The sequence below is a fragment of the Kurthia sp. YJT4 genome (genome assembly GCF_030219945.1).
GTDB lineage: Bacteria > Bacillota > Bacilli > Bacillales_A > Planococcaceae > Kurthia > Kurthia gibsonii.
Genome location: NZ_CP126689.1, coordinates 1720618 through 1741593 on the forward strand (window position 1 = coordinate 1720618; position 20976 = coordinate 1741593).

Below are 20976 nucleotides of genomic sequence, written 5' to 3' on the forward strand. Positions count from 1 at the left end.
AATCTATTATTATTTTAACATAATCAACAAAGCGTTTCTAATCACCAGCTAGTAATTGATGATCGTAATAAGCTTTTTTGATGAGAATATCTAACTCACCTGTGAATTCTTCATTGGCTTTTGCTTGATTTACGTGTTCTAATAGCTGCTTTAAACAGTGTCTTACTTTCGGACTGTCTTCATCTTCTAACATTCCTTTTTCAAAATAATAATGATCAAAAAATAAATTTAAAAAACGCTGATTTGTAAAATAAAGTGATTCATTTTGCGAATACATCGCATCATTGGCTGCACCTAAATAGTATTCCAACATGCGAACTGTCTTAATGGATTGAATTTGCGTTGATAATTCATAATGAAGCACTTGTAACCAAAGTTGTTGTAAATAATCAAAACGAATTAATTGAAGCACACGCATAATTTCTACATGCTTGATAGGATAATAATAAAATGCACGCACCTCTAATAAATCGGGTGTTTCAAATAAAGCATCATTATAAGAGAACCAGCGATACATCGTATCATAGTCATAAAAGTCTTGATGCTCCATCGTATAAATTACTTCGCGAAGATCCCGATAAATCTCATTCGCTAATGTAACAAACTCTCCTTCAATCGGTATATAAAAAGCTGTTACTTCTAATTCAGGGACTTGGGTCACCATACGACGAATAAAGCGATTGGCTGTTCGTTCAATTTGATCTTCATGTAAATAGAACGCTTTCGGATTTCCTTCGATTATGTCAAACACTTGCCCATATGATTGGTGCACATCTTGTTGTAAATTTTCCAAAATGACATGTGCTACTTTTGAAAAAACAAACTCTAACTGGCTCCCTTTAAAAGGATAGGCTGTATGATGCCAATTTTTATAATAGAATAGAACAATTGTCTGGTAAAAATCATAAGGTGTTCCTACATAAACACCCGTTAATGTTCTAAAATAATCAATCGCTTCTTCATTTTTTTGTAGTAATGTTTTAGGTAATGTAGAAGGTAACTCATTAAAGAAATGAAGCATCTCAATGACATCAACTGCTAGACTTTCTTTTTGAATGTCGATGTACTCGCGGTCCACATGAATGGCACGTTGCATATCTTCAAGTGGTGCTTCTACTTCTATTTCTAAAGGGTGTTCCTCGACTTCTACTTCTTCTACTGGTTCCATTACTTCTGTATTACTTCTCTTTCTGCGTTTGAACATCCACATTCTCTCCGTTCTCGTAAAACTTCTGCCATTCGGATTGTGGCACCATACCACCGCCCGTTAACCATGCTACATGATAGGCTGCTGGTGCTTGAATTAAACCAATTGCAACAAGTCCTGCTGCTGCTGACGGTTCAATTTGTAATCCTTCTGTCTCTTTTAACTCATATACCATACGATATAGTTGATTGTCTGTCACTGTGACAATGCCATGTAAAATCGGCATCATCAACTGCCCTACAAACTTAGAAGCACGACCTACTGCTAAACCATCGGCTGCTGTTTGATTCGATAAACCGATATCTTGTACCGAAATATCATGATGCTGTTCAGTCGCCATACCAAGTAACATACAAGGTGATTCGACAGGTTCTACAAAATAACAATGTACAGCATCACCAAAAATTGTTTTTAGACCATACGCAACACCGCCAGGACCGCCACCAACACCACAAGGCAAGTAAACAGCCAGTGGATTTTCAATTGATATATGAATGTTTGCTTCTTCTAGCTGCTTTTTTAAACGACGTGCGGCAACTGCATAACCACTAAATAAAGCTTGCGAATTTTCATCATCGATAAAGAAGGCGAATGAATCTGCTTCTGCCTCTTTTCGTCCTTGTTCTACTGCTTTACTGTAGTCACCCGTATGCTCTACAACTGTGACACCTTTTTCACGTAATAAATCTTTTTTCCATTGTTTCGCATCATGCGACATATGCACGACAACACGAAATCCTAATTTAGCACTCATAATCCCGATACTTAATCCTAGATTCCCTGTTGAACCAACGACAATCGTATATTTTGAAAATAGCGCATGAAATGCTGGTTCTGTAAACTGCGCATAGTCTTTTGTTGGCTCAATGAGTCCATTTGAAGTTGCTAACTGTTCTGCAATGGTTAATACTTCATGAATACCACCTCGTGCTTTAATTGAACCTGCTATTGGTAAAATATCGTCTCGCTTTAACCATAACTGTTCATTTTCATGCACGTATCTTTTTTGTAATAGAGTCGCCTGTTGAATGGGCGATTCAATCAATCCATTCGCTTCCTTCATTGTTGGTTCGATCGCCATAAAATACGGTGCAAAACGCTGTAGACGTGCTTCAGCATCATCAATTAATGTCGGCTGAATCGATAACTGCTTTTCTGCTTCTTCCCATCGTAAGCGGTGCGGGTTTTCCCAATAATACGGTTGTTTTTTCTGAAGCTGTTCAATAATCGACATACATCGAACCTCCTAAAATCTTTATTTTATTTCATATTACTACAAATGATTCAATTTTTCGTGTAAAACTCGTTCAAAGCAATAAAAAAAAGCGCGTCACGTCTTGTAAAAAGACGTGACACACTTCTACATTGTTAAAAGAAAATTATAATGGAATGTTACCATGTTTTTTCTTCGGACGATCTTCTTGTTTATTACGTAACATTTCTAATGATTGGATTAGTTTTAAACGTGTTTCACGTGGATCGATGATATCATCAACTAAGCCATGAGAAGCTGCCACATATGGATTTGCGAATTTTTCTTTATATTCTTCGATTTTTTGTGCGCGTGTTGCTTCAGGATCATCTGATTTTGCAATCTCGCCTGCATGAATAATATTCGCTGCACCAGCTGCACCCATTACTGCGATTTCAGCGTTTGGCCAAGCGTATACCATATCTGCTCCAATTGATTTTGAGTTTAGCGCTACATATGCACCGCCGTATGCTTTACGTAGAATAACTGTAATTTTCGGTACAGTTGCTTCTGAATAAGCAAATAAGATTTTTGCACCATGACGAATGATTCCACCATGTTCTTGTTTAACGCCTGGGAAGAAACCTGTTACATCTTCAAATGTAATAACTGGAACATTAAATGCATCACAAGTACGTACAAAACGTGCTAATTTATCTGATGAATCGATATCTAAGCCACCTGCAAGTACTTTTGGTTGGTTACATACGAAACCAACTGATTCACCTTTAATACGCGCAAAACCAACAACAATATTTTTAGCGAAGTCTTTTTGAACTTCCATGAATGTACCAGGGTCCGCAACTTGTTCGACTACTTTACGTACATCATATGATTTTGTTTGGTCGATTGGCACGATGTCTAATAATTCTGAACGGTACTCGTCTTCTTCGTTAAATTCAACCATCGGTGCTTTTTCTGTATTATTTTGTGGTAAGTAGCTTAATAATTGTTTGATTTGCTCAATTGCTTCTTCTTCACTTGGTGCACGGAAATGTGCGTTCCCTGCGATTGCGTTATGTACTTTTGCACCGCCAAGACCTTCTGAAGAAATCTTTTCACCTGTTACAGTCTCAATTACTTTTGGTCCTGTAATGAACATTTGTGATGTTTTTTCAACCATTAAGATAAAGTCTGTAATAGCTGGTGAGTAAACTGCACCACCTGCACAAGGTCCCATAATTACAGAGATTTGGGGAATGACACCCGAATAAATTGAGTTACGGTAGAAGATTTCACCATAACCATCTAATGAAAGTACACCCTCTTGAATACGTGCGCCACCTGAATCATTAATACCGATGAATGGTGCACCTGTTTTTGCTGCTAAATCCATTACATTCGCAATTTTCATCGCATGCATTTCACCTAATGCACCGCCGAATACTGTGAAGTCTTGTGAGAATAAGTATACAGGACGACCATTTACTTTACCGTAACCTGTTACAACACCATCTCCAGGACCTTCTTTACCAGCCATACCAAAGTCAACAGTACGGTGTTTTACGAATGGATTTACTTCAACGAATGTACCTTCGTCTAATAATAAATCAATACGTTCACGTGCTGTTAATTTACCTTTTTCATGTTGTTTTTCGATACGAGCGTCACCACCGCCCAATTCGATTTCACGCTTTTTGTCAAATAATTCGTTTATTTTATCATACATATCCATTGTTTACGATTCCCCTTTGTATTAGCTTCGATCAACTAGCTCGTAAAGTACACCAAAAGATGATTTCGGATGAATGAAGGCAACTTTTGCACCGCCAGCACCAATTTTTGGTTGCTCAGACAATAGACGGGCTCCTTCATTTTTCATACGTTCCATCTCCGCTTCAATTCCAACGACTTGTAATGCGATATGGTGAATTCCTTCACCGCGCTTTTCTAAGTGCTTGTGAATGGCACTTTCTTCACTAAGTGGTTCTAATAATTCGATATGTGTATTACCTGCATCAATGAATGCTACACGTACTTGTTCTGAAGCAACTTCTTCGACATTTAGAAGTTTCATACCGAGTACATCTGTATAATATGTAATACGTTCATCGAGATTATTGACAGCGATGCCAATGTGATCAACATTTTCCACGAGTCCCCAACTCCTTTTTGTTGTATAACACAATTGTAACTGATTTTTTCGTAAAACTCTACCTATATAATAATTTTTTCCAATGATAGCGATTACTTTTCTGAACAATCAGCCTATTCTAATAGTAAATGAAGGAAACAAAAAATCAAGGAAATACGTTTTTACGAGAAAATAAACGTAAAAACGTTCAAAATTTTGATTTTACGGAATAAAAATAAGGATTCATTGTTCAGTGAGTTTTCAAAACATTCAAATGGTTGTGTTTTATTTTCTCATTAAATACTCTGTGTTATATAGTAGTTTCGAAAAGAAAATTCGCTCTTTTATGATTTTCCCTTTGCTCGAATACAAGGGATTTGTTAAAATGAAGTAACGATGCAAACAAGGAGAGAATCAACGTGAGCAATAAGAAATTTCAAAAAGCTGTTGTCATGACTATGATTGGAATTATGTTAATTTCAACGGTTATGTTTGGTTTATCTATTATATTATCGTAATATTGAAACTTTTTTTCCACTCGAACGTACTATATTCATATCGTAATTTGAAGGAGAAATGATTTCTTAATGAATTGAATGAAACTATTATTGATGATGAGTTATGTTGTAACGATTGCGGACGCCTATTATGCAAGTTTTTTCACTGAGCATAAAACGCCGCCACAATTACAGCTTGCACAAACCTCAAGTTTTGCAATTGAATATGCGCGGTAGCAAGCCTATTCGAAAAAAACGTCCAATGTATTGGAACAAATTATGGCGTGTAAATAAGCCGCAAATTGCACAATACTTACATCAATTATCTGTATATGGATGGATTCCTATACAAAAAGCTTTAATGCCTTTGCGTGAACCACCGCGTGCAAAACAATCGCGCTATACGCAGTTGTGTTAAAGTAAATTTTTCAACGAAGCATAATAAACCCGTAGCTAAAACAATAGCTACGGGTTATTTTATGTTCATCTCTTTGTTGTATATTTAGAAAGAAATTAAAAGTGTATTAATTTTTAAATCGATACACTTTTTTTAGATTTCAACTTACCTTTTTTCACGTTAATGCCTTCAAAGTTTTGTTTGATGGCTAAATATTCATCCATTTCTTCGATGAAAACATAGAGTGCTGACATAGCTAAAAATTCTTCGTGATTTTTAGGCATTGGCATTTCTTCAAAACGTTCTCGTACACGTTGTAACTTTCTTCTACTCTCTGTTACAGTATTACCTGAATGTACGTTCTCAGATAGTTCTCCTACAAAATCAGCCACAATCTTTGAATGTGCAACGGATGCAGGTAGACTTGTGATTTTAGGTAGGACGCGCTCGATAATTTCAAGCTGTTTTTCACGAATATCAAAGTAACGATAATATACATCTTCTTTACGTGCTAAGTGATTTTCGACGTCCATGTAGGCAAGTGACTTCCCTTTCGCTACGCTTTTTTCAGCAATTAGTAGTTCTTTACCATCCCAAGATGTATCACCTGTTCGTAAATACTTTTCAATTTCATGAAAAATAGCACTGTATGCTTCTTCAATCGCAATACGATGCTTATTCAAACCTTTACTAATATCTGGCATATAAAAGTTGATTAAAAATCCTACACCAAATCCAACAAGCATCAATAATAATTCATTATATAAGAGAGGTAATGTAAATTCCCCTGAATTAAAGATTTGTAGGACGATGACGACACTTGATACGAAGGCCGCTGTAATATGGAACATGACGAGGAGTGGTAAAAATAAGAGAATTAAAACCCCCAACGTAATGACATTATATCCGCCAATTGAAAATAAAATATAGGAAAGTAATAAGGATAATAATCCTGCGGCTACACGCGTATAAATCGCATGAACAGACTTTCTTTTTGTCGTCTGAATGGACAGGATGGTTAAAATCCCTGCGGATGTATAGTATTCGAGATCGAGAAATGATGCAATACCAATTGCTACCGCAATCCCGACAGCTGTTTTTAATGTACGATAGCCAATTGAAAAGCGCTTGATTTTTTTAAGTTTCATACATGGCCTCCTCTTCTTATAGGTTACCACAGATTTTAATTAGAAAACGCTCTTTACGAAATTCTTACATAATTGAAAAGAACAAGTTGGGACAAATCATGTTATCTATCTTTCTTTTTTAGCATTCGCAACGAAAAGCGGGCTCTACAATAAATAACGTTGGTGAAGAAAAAAGCACCGAACTCACATGAGATCGGTGCTGGAACTTCGCTAGCGTTATTTTTTATGTAAAACCATAGAAAACAAGTGAGTTTCCCGTTAGAATAAAAGTCGACCAAAACCCATACTAAAGGAGAGACTCACTTGCATACTACTCATGATATTAAAAATTTACTAGATATACAAGACACAAACCTCTCGCATTACGCTGCCACTTACGGGGATGCATCGCACCTTCCTTTTACTCAAAAAAACAGCGCTTCTTTTGGAAAAGCTGTTCATGTACTTTCGTGGCACGTTCGTCTATTGTCGATCGCCATTGTGTTATTTCCAATCAAACGAAAGCACGCGTTACGATGAAAGCGACCGAAGCGCAATCCATCACGTTGATTGCCCAAGATACGCTGATTTCGGTGTCTTCGCTTTATTCAAACGTATACGAACGAATGCCTGAAACCAACGAATCGACTACCGGAAAATCTTTCTTTTGATGAATTTAAATACGATCGATATGAATGCAGGATATGAAAAACTCATACAAGAACTATTTCTAAAAGCGAAAATCATCATCGACCGATTCCACCTCGTTCAATTGATCAACCGTTCGATGAATCAACTCCGGATCCAGGTGATGAATGATTTTAGACGCGGTCACAATGAAGATCAGAAGAAATATCGTCGACTGAAAAAATATTGGAAACTGCTTTTAAAAAACGAAAAAGACCTGACTCACACCACTTATAAACCGTTTGGGTTATTTGAGCAAACGACTGACAGAATTGTTGTCGATACTTTATTTAACTATGATGAACGTTTAAAAATAAATTATACACTCTATCAATCCCTACTAAACGCCATGAAAGGCAAAGAAATCCATACCTTAAAAAGATTTTTACATCAACCTGTATACGAAGCGATTTCAATGGACTTTAGAAGAAGTATGCGCACGCTAAAGCATCATCTACGCTCCATTGAAAACAGTTTTATGTATCATTCAATAACGGAAGAATTGAAGGCATCCACAATACAATCAAAGTCTTAAATCATGTTGCCTATGGGTATCGTAATTTCACGAACTACCGTCAGCGGATCTTCATTCATTTCAAATTGAAAAGAGCGAGCTGCGTTTCATAAATGAAACACAACTCGCCCGAAAAAACCGACTCTTTTATTCTGTTAAATAGTCTTACCAACATCATTTGACAAAGAGCCTAATCTCTAAGAGGCTAAAACTAATTTAGTAAATATACATTCGGTAAATCAAATTTTATCTCATATGGAGAATAATAATGGATATTACTAGTTTGAATTTTCTTTTCAATATTATTTTTTAATCCGATTAAGTTTCCATTCTTTAATTCTACAAAGACACCTTTGTTTGTCTCAACTATATTTGCATAACCTTGACCATGATGTAAGACAAATGTAGCTACAACTGGTTTTAAAAATTCTTTTTGCTGCTCATTTGTGTAGATACTAAACTCATTCTTAACTAAAAAAGTTAATAATTCTAAACCTAGTTGTCTATTCAATCGTTCATGCTTCATTTGGTTTTGATAATTTCTTAAACACTTATAACAAGATGAATCACATTTATTCTCGCAATCTGATAAGACTGTAAATGTTTCATCTATAATTTCATCTATTCGTTGACCTGCAACATACGAATAGCCTGCACCACCAGATAAAGTATCAAATAAATATAAATCTACGAAACTATCCTGATTATCATCATGAATTATACGATATCCAACATTTAATTCTTGAGCATCTATGTCTAAAACTCTACTTGCAGCAAGTACTAATCCTTCTCCTAAAGTTAGGATTGCATCATGAAGCCATGCCTTACTAGCATTAAAATCTAATTGTTGAGTCATTTTTAAACGAATTAAAAATAAATCTGTTGTAAATTTATTCCCTAAATAAACTTGATGTAAAGTACCTGAACATCTTTTTTCAACCATTCCATTACGTTGGAAAGGTTTAGCATGTCCTGCTGATACATCTTCGTTAATTAGAACCGGTTTAATATAACCACAATCTTCACACATGTAGAAACCGCTCTCATTATCGATTCCTCGATTCATTACGATAAGTTCTTCATTTTCTCGATAATTAAATTGAATCAATCCTAAATTATTAAATGTTTCAAATTCGATTTTTGGATCCTCATTAGGGACTGGTAATTGCGGCATACTCGCAAAACTATATTCTTGATTTAAATCACCTTTATTTAAAGCCTTACCTTTTTCAGGAGAAAAGCCGGTTGGACGAATATAAGGCATCGTTTTTAATTTTGTATGACAGTTTGGGCATTCTTTTATTGTTTCGTTTGATAGTTTGGTAAAATTGCACTTCACACATAACGATACATATTTTTCATGAATATTTATATCTTTTGCTGGTGCATTAGGATTTTTAGAATAAGGATTATAAATACCGCCAATTCGATACGTTTTTTTATTGACAACAATTTGTTTTCCAGGAGCATACTCACCTAATGCCCTATTAAGTTCTAATTGAGGTCTTTGTTCAATTATCACCTTATTTTTTGAATCTTTTCCTTGTATATAAAGACTTGTTAAATCTGTTGGGAATGCATATGTCGGCAAGAATCCATGATTAAATAAAAAATTTAAAAACATTTCATCTGGGTGCTTTTCATTAGGCGCCTCTCCGTCATTTTCAAGTGCTTGATATTTTAACAACTCAGCCTCTACTTCGCAAAACGCATCATATAAATCTTGTTCTAAGTTTTCAGCTACTTCTTTAATTAATAACCATTTTGATACATCATTTAGCATCGCTTCATCAGGAATGATATTAAATATTTCCGGATAAGCTTTAAACTTAGATTTTATTTGTTTGTTTAGCCAATCTGCAAATTCATCTAATACAAATGCTGAATTTCCTTTAAAGAAATCCACCGTGACTCCTAATGAATCAGAAATATTACTCGATACCTTTTCTGTATCTAATACAATATCATGAAAATAAGTCTGAATTAGTAACGCATTAAGGTGTCGTTTAATAATTTTTGTATTTGATATATATATTAAAGCTTCTCGTGTATCTCCACTAATAATCTTATCTGGATTTTTAAAATAATAATTATCGTGTGGTCCATCTTGAGCATAAGTTATTACTGTAGATAAAGAAGAACCACGACGGCCAGCACGCCCCGCTCTTTGCTGATAATTTTCTCTCTGTGGTGGGATATTGCGCATACCAACAGCAGTTAGCGATCCAATATCAATTCCTACTTCCATTGTTGTTGTACAGCTTAAAATATCAACTATCCCTAGCTTTTCTTCTAAAACGATATCTTGGAAAGCCATCTCATATTGTTCCGTAGTAGCTAATGCAATGGTAGGATCTTTTTGTGATAACTGTGCCGTATGTTCCTCAACAGAAATATTAGAAATTTTTTCACCATTTAAGACCTTTTCAATTGGTGTTCTCCAATATCCTTTTTCAGCTTTTAATATTTCACTAGATGGTTCTAATTCTATAATTGTTTTTGCATTACAGTTAGGACATAAATCATGTGGAATCACAGCATGTATTTGTTTACAAGATGTACATTTATACCATTTGTAATTAATACCATCTTTTATTTTTAATTTTTGTAAGTTTAAAAAGTACTTTCCATCTTTAGTTTTGCACAATTTTTTAAACATCACTTGTAAAATATTGTCAATATTTTCTTCTCCAACAAATCGAGAAATTATTAATCTTAATTGTTTAGATACCTTATCTAAAGTACGTCCCCATTCAGAATCGTCCCGATATCTTCCAAATAATTCTCGACGATCATAAGGATTTAGTTCTTCTTCAACAGCAATATTATCAAGCATTTCTTTAATAAATAAAATTGATATTTGTTCCATCTCAGATTTTTTTAGTAATTCTTTAACTTTTTCATCCTTTATTAACTGTCTTAAATTAACCGGAATAACAATACCTGTCGTTGTATCGTAAATTGAATATCCTGGAGAAGCTATTATTTCTAGTAATTTTAATTTTAATTCTTCTCGCATACTTGATTCTTGCTCAAACTCCACTTCTGTTAAATCTTCATCGTATATTTCTTGATACTGTTCTAAATCATTTAACAAATCTTCTCGTTGTGTTTGAGAGAATAACAGCATTTTATTTTCTAATACATAATGTAAAATTGTTTGATAGAAAAGGCCGCCTAACGCACATGGAATTCCATTTTCCTCACGTTCATACGCTGCTTTCAAAATTAGTTGGCGAACCGCATCTTTTTCAACTTCATTTGGTATATCCCTAGCTAAACGAGCTGCTTTTTGACGACCATCAGAAAAAATTAATACTTTTCTTCCTTCATTTATATTTTTACTCTTACCTTCAACTGGCGGTTGAATAATAAACTGTTCACGAATTAAATTTGCAAAGGGTTGCTCCCCTTTAATTCGCAAGTCTCTTATATTTGATTTTGCACTTTTTAAGCAACAAGGACATTTATCGAAAGAATTAATATTCGAATTAAACTTACGTTTTTTAGATTTAGATTCCTTTTTAACAGATTCGTATATTTCTACAAAATCACTAAAGTCTGTTGGAGGGATATCTGTAATATAACCTGTTTTAATATGTAACCATAATTTCGCAATTTCATTTTTCTTCAATACCTCTTCATGTGGTGGCTCAATTAAATAATGTACCTCTTTTAATTTTTCACTAATAACTCCATGACCGCTTTCATTCCATAAATACGTCGGATATGTAGTATCTTCTTGAATATATCCTTTTATAAAGGCTGAGCCGCAATATCGATGCGTTAAAATCTCATATACTCTAGAACCACATTCACACGTTATACGATAATCATCGTATATTTTACCTAATAAACCTTGTTGCTCACATTTTGTACACCTAGAATTCATGCATGCAAAAATACCCGATAATCCACGGAAAAATATATGTACGCGTGCTGGTAATAAAACTCTGCCATTTTTATTTGCAGCATTTGCAAGCAATAATAAGTTACTAATTGCTTTTTCACCAATATTCAAATCCGATATAGGGCTAACAGAAGCAACGATATCATTTACAGCTGTAGCTTTCCCGCTAACTTCAGAAATGATTTTTTCAAGCGGACCAAATCCTTCTAATTGATCATATAAGTAATTTGGAAATTCCTCACCTTCACTAGGTGGATCTGACCAACCCATATTTTGAAAAAACACAGCTAGCTTTTCAATACATTTTCTATAATCCGTTTTATATAACATAATTACTTCACTATCTATTGAAAATAACAGATTTATTTCTTGCTCAGTCGCAACTCGTGCAGGTTTACGAATTTCTTTTGTTCCTTTGATAAGTTTAAATTCACGTGTAGTTGGTTTCCCTGTTAACTGTTCTGCAAAAGTTATAGGTGCTTGCAAATCATCATCTTTACCTAAACTCGCAGATGTTAATATACATTTCATTCGATCACGTTCAATACCTAGTCTTGATTGTAATCTTCGAATTAACAGAGCTACTTCAGCTCCTCCAGTTCCACGATACATATGTGCTTCATCTAGTATAAGCACAAATTGATTGTCTTCAGATTCTGAAAGCCAATTTCTAGTATCTTCCCAAATTGAACGTTCAATTGGACGCATTAACATATATTCAAGCATTGAATAATTGGTAACTAATATATCCGGAGGGGTTTCTTGCATTTCATGTCTAGTAAATAACTCCGCATCATCACTTTTCCCACGATAGCGGTCACGGTTCGTCTTCTTAGAATTTTTGAAGGCTTGTAAATCTTTTGCAGGCCATTTCCCGCGCTCTTTCATTTTTTCTACTTTATCAGGCTGTGTTTCCTCTAATTTAGTGTAGTAGTTTAAGATATCATTTAATTGATATCGATCCTTAGAGGCAGACTGTTCTCCCGCATAAGGTGTCCGAGAAGTATACATTCCGAATTGTACATTGCGTCCAGATTTCTCTTGGAACATTTTTTTAACACGGTCATCACCAAATAACCTTCTTAATCGTGTCATTTGGTCACTTACAAGTGCATTCATTGGATAAAGGATCAAGGCACGAACAGCTCGTTTTTTAAATTGATTTGGTTTATTTACAGCCTCGTCAAATAATGTATTTAACACCGGATGTAAGAATGATTCAGTCTTACCTGATCCTGTACCTGTTGAAATTATTAGATCTTTCCCTTCCTTAAGAAAAGCCTCCATAGCTTGTTGTTGGTGCAAATAAGGTCTAGGAAACACACCTACAGAAGGAGATAAATTTGACAGTTCAATCATGAAATTTTTTGCTGTTTGCGGAATATTCATTTCTGAATATATATTTCCGGGTTCATACACTGGTGTTGCCTCTATGTATGGTTCTGTCGATAATATACCTGCCTTATATAACATTTCCGTACGTTTTTGTTGTAAAGAAAGTTCACTAATTGGATATTGCGTTTCAATATATTCAGCAAGCTTTCTATGTAATCTATCTGCTACGTATCTAATTGTATACTCCAAATTTACCCTTCCTCTCGTTTTGTAAATTACAATATTTCAAAATGTCTTCTATTATTAATTGATCACTTTTATTAAAATAAAATGATTTACACTTAATATTACTTGTGGGTGTAGCAATTAACGTTAATAACGCTAATTCTTCTTTTGGTAGGCTGGTTGTAAGGTTCAAATGACAAATATCATTTTTAAAATTTGAAATAGAATAATAATCAATAAAACCCTTTCTTGTTTTCAACGCTAAAAAAAGTCTCAAATAATCTTCTTTTTTAATCTGAACTACATACCATTTATTATTTTTCCATTGTGCAAAGTACTTTTCTGGCTTTATTTTAGTTCCTAACTTACGGTCAAAATTTAGTATATAAAACTCATTCTCTGAAACATTATTTTTCGATTCGCTTTTATAGACTTTATTTTCAGTGAAGTATATTATCGAATCTGGCTCTACATCATGCTCAGCTAGTAAACACGATTGATATACATCAAATAAGTTATCTAAAGTTGGGCGATACAAAAATTCGTCTAGGGTAAGGTTTATTTTTGATGATTCATTTACTCTAATTGCTAATCCAAATTTTGATGCATTCATTTTTTGTATATTAGAAACAGATAAATGCCTATTATTCGAAAAATTAACTGTTCTTTCTGGTGGCAATATATAATACCCATCTCCTACGTGCATAATCTCTCCGACTCTAACAAGATAATCTAAAAATTGAGCCACTTTTGACCTCTTATCATTTATAAAAAAATCTGTAAAATAACTTTGCTCGTTTACAAATAATCTTTCTAATATCACCGTTAATCTACGTACATGAATTTTAGAAACATCAGATTCGTCTATATAACTAAGAATAAGTTGTTTTATATACATACAATAATGATTTAGTTTTTTTTGAACATTAATAACTTTATCTACTATATACAAATCCTCTACTCCTCCTCTAAAGTAATGACACTTTTAAAAATCTCATAAGTCCATTCGAATAAATTTTCTCCAGTGACTAACATATTCATATAGTTTAACCATAAAATTATTGCATTTACTTTATTATTATTTACTTCTACTTCTTCATTTTCGTTTAACCAACTAATAAATTTATTTTTTAGAGCTATTGTATTTAAATCTGTACTGCCTTTAAAACTATTAATTTTCATTTGACCTGGCAATATTTGCTGCACTTCCTCTAAACTCAAATATCGATTGAAATAATTATCTGCATTAATTAGTGGTGACTTAGGCATTTTTTCAGTAAATGTCTTTGCCTCTTCTATATCTTCAATCGAAATAATAATTAAGTTAGGCAATAACGTCGTTTTTGACCATCTTATTTGCTTTAAATATGTAGGTAAACTGTATACTGCCGTTGTCAAATGTGGATCATGTATAATAAAAGCTTTCGTATTTTCACCAGAATTATATTCAATGAATTTTTCATGTAAATTTTGTAAGTTGAATGTTTCTATTTCAGGTATAAACGTGATTATTTCTTCACTTGCCACACTCTTCGCTAACATCTGTGCAAAATCAAAAGCATTAGTACCGTGCACAATAATAGGCTCATTAATAATTGATGCTGTAATTAATGTAGCGGCTAATCTTCCATCCTTATCTTTACCTTTCACAAACTCTAAATTTCTACTAATCATACTTTTCACATCATTAAAATCAGATAAAGGGGTATCGCTCAAATCAGATTTTTTGCTTGAAAAAACGATTCCTGCGGCTGTTGTTACAGTTGTCATTTCAGATTTACTTTTTATCGGCAAGCCAGCATCTAAAACTTGTTCTATATATACTGAATAAAGATTAGAAGTTATTTGTTCTATTTTTTGCTCAACAGTTTTTTCAAACTCCTTTAGTTGAGCTATACGCTTTTCTAATTTATTTTCATTTACTTTTAATTCACTTCTGATTTCAGATACTTCTTTCTTTAACAGATTGTTTTCTGATATAAGCTCACGATTATTTTTCACAAAAAAGGCGTACTCATTTTCGAAGGCATTTTTAGTTTGTTCTACTATAATTTCATTCACAATAGGTAACTGTATTAGCTGTTGTGTAAACTCATTAATTAGTTCATCATCAAATTCACGATTCTCCATTATTTTTAAAATTCTTTTAAAACGTAGTTTCAAATGTTCTTCTTTAATAAATTGTTCATTTGAATAGAGTTCCTTAACCTTACTAATTATTTTTCTTGATAATCCTGAAAATTCTATGTGGTCTTTTATCTGATTAATGGTTTCATTTATAATTCTTTGATTAGTTGCAACATCAATCCAACCTTTTAAATTTTCTTCATTTATTTTATCAATGCTAAACAAACGCTCAAATGAACGTTTATAATTAGGAATTTTAAATATATCTAATTCCTGTTTATAATAAGAAATAAAATTCAAATCTTTTTCCTTCAAGTAATAACTGCCTTCGAAAAATTCTAATTGTAGTGGTCCTACTAGCATATCATCAGCAGTTCGTAGTAAGACTATATTAGATACATGATATGGAATTGATATACCTTTTCGTAATAATTCAATAATAGATCTTCCATTATCTTCAATTGATTCGTCAATATCAATTATTTCATTTAACGTGTAGTTGGTTGCCTCTTTTTTTATTGTATACTTTATCGACCCAGGGAAATCAATATTATAACTATGTGATTCTTGCAATTTAAAAATTCTAAAAGCTTCTTTCCCCTGTAGAGAAACAAATTCTGGAACATAAACTTTTCCGTTATTAGGAAAATTATTCAAAATTTCATCTTCATTTATATTAATCAATCGTTCATTTTCTATGATTGCATAAGGTTGTGCACCTACTAAATTTCTTTCAGACCCATCTTGTCCAGCACTCGCTCTTTTATATAATTTTACTAACGCTATCATTTAAAATACTCCTTTATGTATCTATTAACATTACTCGGTACTTTAATACCAAATTTTCGTATATAAGTTAACAGTTTTACTCTATTAACGAAATCACTAGACTTAACTAGCTTCTCTAACTTTTGAATTTGCTGAATCCCACATACTACCTTAGGAAATAAATGAGCATTATTATATAATCCAAACAAATATTCTAAATCTGACACTTGATTTATTTGCAAAATTTTAGTGTCAGTTATTTTAACACTCCACAGGGTAGGTATATCTATTCGAGCTGGTGCATGAATAGATTCTTTCATGCAATTGTTTAAACCATAACTTCTTAAATTCGGTCTTTGAACTTCAACTTTTAGTATTGATGATAGATTTATTTCTTTACCTTCAACTATATTTTCTTCAAACAAAACATTTTTTTCATTTACCTCTAATCCATATTCAAATTTATAGTTGTTTTTTATTTCAGTTGTATAGCGAATATTTATCATTTCACTAACTTCTTGATCTATGTAGATTAAATAATCTCCGTATTTTTGAAAAGTTAACTCAACAAAGTTATTAGAAGAAATCGAAAAAACATTCCTTGTATTATCCGGGTTAACTACAATCAATCTTTGGTTCTCATACCTGCTTTTTAATCTTGTAATTACCCAAGTCGTTTTATTCTCAGTTATCTCTATGGTAGATCCTTGCTTTTTAAAAATAGCTGGTTCATAAATATCAATCATACAAGTAGCTAGTTGTAATGTATAATTTAAATAATCCTTAAACCAACGAATCATTTCATCAGTTAAATCTAAAGGCATATAAAATTCATATATATAGAAATTACCCTTTTTTTGAGTATTAGCACAAAATATATCTTTGTTAAGACTAAGTAACGGTCCATAGGAAACCACATAAAACTTGCCGGTTATATGAAGTTTACGATATGGAATACTAATATATTCTCCTTGTATTTCCTTAAAAATAAGAGGCCCATCTTTAAATGGTTCAAACCTACCACTCACTAATAACCCTAATTTTCTTTCCAATATTTCGTCAGAACAGTTAATACTGTATCGCCCTTTTAACGGTACAGAATAATACAACTTTTTACGACTAGGATGTAAATGTACAGAGTGTAACACGAAATCTTTTATTTCTTCAATTGAATACGTAATATATTGATTAGCACTCAACATTTGATTTAAAACAGGAAATTTTAATTCAAATTGAAACTCCTTATCATTTTTCAAAAGTACTAGCCTTACATTTTTTCGTACTCTGAATTCATTATCATAAATAGAATTTTCTCCCAATCCTTGAGTATATAACTCGCAAGCCGCTTTAACTCGCTCTGGGACTCCCTTACTATGTCTAAAATGTGGTGCATTTAGTTTACCTGGATAGAAATGTAGTGTCCCATTACAGGCAGGACAAAAATATTTTCTTCCTTTGCTAGCTTCATTAGCAAAAATCAATTTATATTCAGATGTATATGCACGGTCCATGGCTATAAAAAAACACCTCATTTATTTATATTTTAAGATTACTTTAATCATACTATATTATTACATTAAATAAAAAAAATCCCACCCTTCTCTACTATATTCGTTAAAATGAAAAGATAGACGTAATCAAGATTCTGAAATAATTACTATTTATTTTACCATTTAAAAAAGCTTTCATAATATATAAACACTAAATAAATATGCTCATTCAACTACCTTAATCCATAGCACTTGACGCAAATTCGGATTATATGACTTATTGTACAAGTAAGGATTATATGACTTATTGTACAAGTAAGGATTATTTTCGTTGTAATATAATGAATCTCAGAAGTCATAAACGTGTTCATGCTCTAACGCACTCATAGAGATGTGCCTCGCCTTCAAATACTTTATCTACTACTTCTTCTCGTTGATTCACGTATAAACCTATACCCATACCTTTTTCTGAACATTCCTCATTCCCATTGCAAAAATAAAATAAGATGCCCTTTGTTTTTACAATCTCTATTATCGTTTTATCATCACACTAAATGCTATTTTTACTCCACATTTGTAAATAACATTTGGATCGTCAAAACCTAGTTTTACACCTTTGACAATAAAATCTTTACAATAACTAGCAGAACAAAATCCATCAAAATAATCTTTATAATAAATTTCACTTACTAGATATACCTTTTCGCATTTAGTACATTCGTATTCTTTCAAAATATTATTCTCTTTAATTAAATACTTACTAATTCATTAACTTTTCATAACCTTCATCTTAAATAATTTTTTCACATCAAAAATAAAGTGTATATTTCATTACTAAACCCGACCTGGCTTAGCCTTTTTCAAAATGTCCTTTACAAAGGATACACTTCAATATCTACCTTGCCCTTTTAAAAGATATTCTTGTCTCTATGAACCCTAATTCTTCTAACATGTTAATTTAGACACTAAGGATTTAATCGCCTTTACATCTCCTCTTTTAATTTTATGGTAAAATTTAGTTTATGTATTTTGAAAATCAGCACTTTATTAATTTTCGACCTATTATTATATGATTATTTAATGTGTTTTATTTTTCACTCAATGATTCATTAATCGTGTAAATCTTTCGAGAAATTTGTTTAAAATGCTTTAAAGGTAAATATGTATGTAATCCATCACTTTTATTTTTGCAATAACACATGATTAAAAAGGATTTTATTAAATTGTATATAATAAACCTTGGGAGGAGAATTATGAATACAGATGGAATTATCATCACTACGATAGTTGGATTAATTTGTATTTTTTTAGGATATTTGATTTGGTTTAAAAAGATGCTTTTTTTAATAGCTGGTTATAATGATGCTACTTTTGAAGGAGATAAAGAAAAATTAGCAAAGGGAACTGGAATTGTTCTTATCCTAGCAGGCATCATGACGATATCCCTACCCTATTTCCTATACTTGTTTGGAAACACTATGGGGGTAGTCTATTGCTTACTGATTGTGATAGGAATATTAGTGATTTTTTGGTAAAGAGCAAATGATGAAATGGGTCTAAACACAATAATTTTTAATATATTTCTTGTGCATAGGATACACTAAGTTAGACAGAATAAATGAGAGTTTGGAAACTTAGACTAACAATTAAAGGGCGTGTGCTACTCTGTCACGTCAACGTTGAACTTTTACACTTGAATTTAAGCTGCAAATAGAAAAGCTTTATAAAAATGGGAAGTCACATGCCAACATCGCTTGTGAGTATGATTTAACCTCTTCTAGATTAGGTAAATGGATTAAGAATCATCAAGCTACAAGTTCATTTGCTGCTAAAGATAATCGAACAGACGGAGAAATCGAATTGGAGAAGCTACGTAAAGAAAATCAACATTTATTAATGAAAAATGGTATTTTAAAGCAAGCAGCATTGAATATTAGAAGAAAATAAATGTGATTCGTAATAATGCTCACAAATATTCGGTATCAGCAATGTTTTCTAGCTCGAGTAATCGCAGAGCTCACATGTGTGCTGTCCTCTAAATTAAAAGAAACACTTATTATTACCAAATAATTTAGACGCCACTTCACAGCGAAAAACAGATTAAGACAAAACACATCACCTTTCTTTTTTTAGCGTTCGCAACGCAAAACTGGAACCGCGCCACAGCGCGATCCCAGTTTTTCTTATGCTCATGTGGAATGGTGTTTTTTCCACGTATGTCCAGCCTATCCCTGAGAGGACGTATTAAACTTCTTCACAGAAATCTTCAAATTGTGATTGAAGATGTGTAATAACAGCCATTGGTTCATGACCTTCGATTTCGTGGCGTGGAACTTCTGCCACTACTTGACCATCTTTCATTAAAACAAATGATGGTGATGATGGAATGTGATCTTCCCCGAAGAAAGCACGTGCCATTGCTGTTGCTTCTTTATCTTGTCCTGCAAATACAGTTACAAGGTGATCTGGACGTTTTGGATAGTTAATCGAGTGAACTGCTGCTGGACGTGCAATACCGCCTGCACAACCACATACAGAGTTCACCATGAATAATGTTGTTCCTTGACGTTTTACAGCGTCTTCTACTGCTTCCACTGTTTTTAATTCTTCATAACCATTGCCCGATAATTCACCACGCGCTTGGTTTAACATATCTTGATAAAATAAATCATAGTCATTCATATTCAAATAACTCCCTTCACAATTAGCTCCTTACTATCATACATTAGATTCTTTTGAATTCAAAGCGTCCGAATCGGTTTTAACTAAATTAATTTATTTACAAGAATAATTATGAGAATATTCCTAAATCTCAAATAAAATGTTTGGCTATTTTGAAATACGTGTATATAATAGAGTTAGTTACACCCTACTATTTGAATATGAGGAGGTTCCAGCCAATGCAAACACGTGTACAAGAAGTAAAGGATTTTGTGATTTCGGGTTTAAAGATTCATGAATGTAAAACGGACGATATTTCTGAACAATGGGAAGAACTTGCAGAAGTGCTGGAAGATTACGACGTACAACATGACGTATTATACGGTGTTTTTGTCGATTTAACGGACGATGGTATTCGTTATTTAGCAGGTATTAAAGAAGATTATATGCCTGAGGACGTACCAACTGAAAGTGTATCCATCGCATCCGGTAAATACCTCGTTGGGGAGCTCAGTTCAATCAATGACCTTGAAAAAGCATTCAGAGAATTAAGCAGCCACCAAGACTACATCCATCGTCCAGGTATTAGTTTCGAAAAGTATAAAGGGAAAGCGCTAGACCAAATTGAGGTTTGGGTTCCAATTGAATAATTTATAACAATATGCCATACAACTACATTTGTTGTGTGGCATTTTTTAAATCAAA

General features: G+C 33.0%; 15 protein-coding genes and 2 pseudogenes. 6 read left to right on the plus strand and 11 right to left on the minus strand.

Annotation, left to right across the window (positions count from 1 at the left end; all coding sequences use genetic code 11):
- Positions 1 to 37: 37 nt before the first annotated feature.
- The 4 genes from QN089_RS08460 to mce all read right to left on the minus strand — a co-directional run bounded on the left by QN089_RS08460 (position 38) and on the right by mce (position 4554).
- Complete coding sequence (locus QN089_RS08460) at positions 38 to 1204, minus strand: hypothetical protein (RefSeq protein WP_285215084.1); 1167 nt, start codon at positions 1202 to 1204, stop codon at positions 38 to 40.
- On the minus strand, positions 1179 to 2441 hold the full coding sequence (locus QN089_RS08465; protein WP_285215085.1) for a D-serine ammonia-lyase: 1263 nt from the start codon (positions 2439 to 2441) through the stop codon (positions 1179 to 1181). Before QN089_RS08465 ends, QN089_RS08460 begins: the two co-directional genes overlap by 26 nt.
- 145 nt (positions 2442 to 2586) lie before the next feature.
- On the minus strand, positions 2587 to 4134 hold the full coding sequence (locus QN089_RS08470) for an acyl-CoA carboxylase subunit beta (RefSeq protein ID WP_068453048.1): 1548 nt from the start codon (positions 4132 to 4134) through the stop codon (positions 2587 to 2589).
- Between the two features lie 21 nt (positions 4135 to 4155).
- Positions 4156 to 4554, minus strand: a complete 399-nt coding sequence (mce, locus tag QN089_RS08475; protein ID WP_087680231.1) for a methylmalonyl-CoA epimerase — start codon at positions 4552 to 4554, stop codon at positions 4156 to 4158.
- A 398-nt stretch (positions 4555 to 4952) separates the two neighbouring features.
- On the opposite strand from mce, the gene prli42 reads away from it, so the two are divergent.
- Both prli42 and QN089_RS08485 read left to right on the plus strand, forming a co-directional pair.
- Entirely contained in the window at positions 4953 to 5051 is a 99-nt protein-coding gene (prli42, locus tag QN089_RS08480; protein WP_156422349.1) for a stressosome-associated protein Prli42, read from the plus strand.
- 241 nt (positions 5052 to 5292) lie between these two features.
- Complete coding sequence (locus QN089_RS08485; RefSeq protein ID WP_285215086.1) at positions 5293 to 5448, plus strand: hypothetical protein; 156 nt, start codon at positions 5293 to 5295, stop codon at positions 5446 to 5448.
- A gap of 113 nt (positions 5449 to 5561) precedes the next feature.
- Here QN089_RS08485 and QN089_RS08490 read toward each other — a convergent pair whose 3' ends face one another.
- The gene (locus QN089_RS08490; RefSeq protein ID WP_285215087.1) at positions 5562 to 6575 is read right to left on the minus strand and encodes an aromatic acid exporter family protein; all 1014 of its coding nucleotides are present in this window, start codon (positions 6573 to 6575) and stop codon (positions 5562 to 5564) included.
- Between the two features lie 670 nt (positions 6576 to 7245).
- Between QN089_RS08490 and QN089_RS08495 the strand changes: the two are divergent.
- Positions 7246 to 7868 (plus strand): annotated as a pseudogene (locus QN089_RS08495) (ISL3 family transposase).
- A 98-nt stretch (positions 7869 to 7966) separates the two neighbouring features.
- On the opposite strand, the gene QN089_RS08500 reads toward QN089_RS08495, so the two are convergent.
- From QN089_RS08500 to QN089_RS08520, 5 genes are all read right to left on the minus strand, one after another.
- Complete coding sequence (locus QN089_RS08500) at positions 7967 to 13249, minus strand: DEAD/DEAH box helicase (protein ID WP_285215089.1); 5283 nt, start codon at positions 13247 to 13249, stop codon at positions 7967 to 7969.
- On the minus strand, positions 13233 to 14177 hold the full coding sequence (locus tag QN089_RS08505; protein WP_285215090.1) for a hypothetical protein: 945 nt from the start codon (positions 14175 to 14177) through the stop codon (positions 13233 to 13235). Before QN089_RS08505 ends, QN089_RS08500 begins: the two co-directional genes overlap by 17 nt.
- A 5-nt stretch (positions 14178 to 14182) precedes the next feature.
- Positions 14183 to 16141, minus strand: a complete 1959-nt coding sequence (locus QN089_RS08510) for a hypothetical protein (protein WP_285215091.1) — start codon at positions 16139 to 16141, stop codon at positions 14183 to 14185.
- The gene (locus tag QN089_RS08515; RefSeq protein WP_285215092.1) at positions 16138 to 17631 is read right to left on the minus strand and encodes a competence protein CoiA family protein; all 1494 of its coding nucleotides are present in this window, start codon (positions 17629 to 17631) and stop codon (positions 16138 to 16140) included. The genes QN089_RS08510 and QN089_RS08515 overlap by 4 nt, the downstream gene beginning before the upstream one ends.
- Before the next feature lie 510 nt (positions 17632 to 18141).
- A complete protein-coding gene (locus QN089_RS08520; protein WP_285215093.1) occupies positions 18142 to 18342 on the minus strand; it encodes a hypothetical protein in 201 nt (66 codons plus the stop codon).
- 521 nt (positions 18343 to 18863) lie between these two features.
- Between QN089_RS08520 and QN089_RS08525 the strand changes: the two genes are divergently transcribed.
- Both QN089_RS08525 and QN089_RS16035 read left to right on the plus strand, forming a co-directional pair.
- Complete coding sequence (locus QN089_RS08525; protein WP_285215094.1) at positions 18864 to 19145, plus strand: DUF3784 domain-containing protein; 282 nt, start codon at positions 18864 to 18866, stop codon at positions 19143 to 19145.
- A 163-nt stretch (positions 19146 to 19308) separates the two neighbouring features.
- Positions 19309 to 19557 (plus strand): annotated as a pseudogene (locus QN089_RS16035) (transposase); the annotation flags it as partial.
- Positions 19558 to 19854: 297 nt separating this feature from the next.
- Here QN089_RS16035 and QN089_RS08530 read toward each other — a convergent pair.
- Entirely contained in the window at positions 19855 to 20298 is a 444-nt protein-coding gene (locus QN089_RS08530; protein ID WP_068453025.1) for a BrxA/BrxB family bacilliredoxin, read from the minus strand.
- A gap of 212 nt (positions 20299 to 20510) precedes the next feature.
- Between QN089_RS08530 and QN089_RS08535 the strand changes: the two genes are divergently transcribed.
- Positions 20511 to 20921 carry a GyrI-like domain-containing protein gene (locus QN089_RS08535; protein WP_068453022.1) on the plus strand — a complete coding sequence of 137 codons (411 nt, stop codon included), beginning with the start codon at positions 20511 to 20513 and terminating at the stop codon, positions 20919 to 20921.
- Positions 20922 to 20976 lie beyond the last annotated feature (55 nt).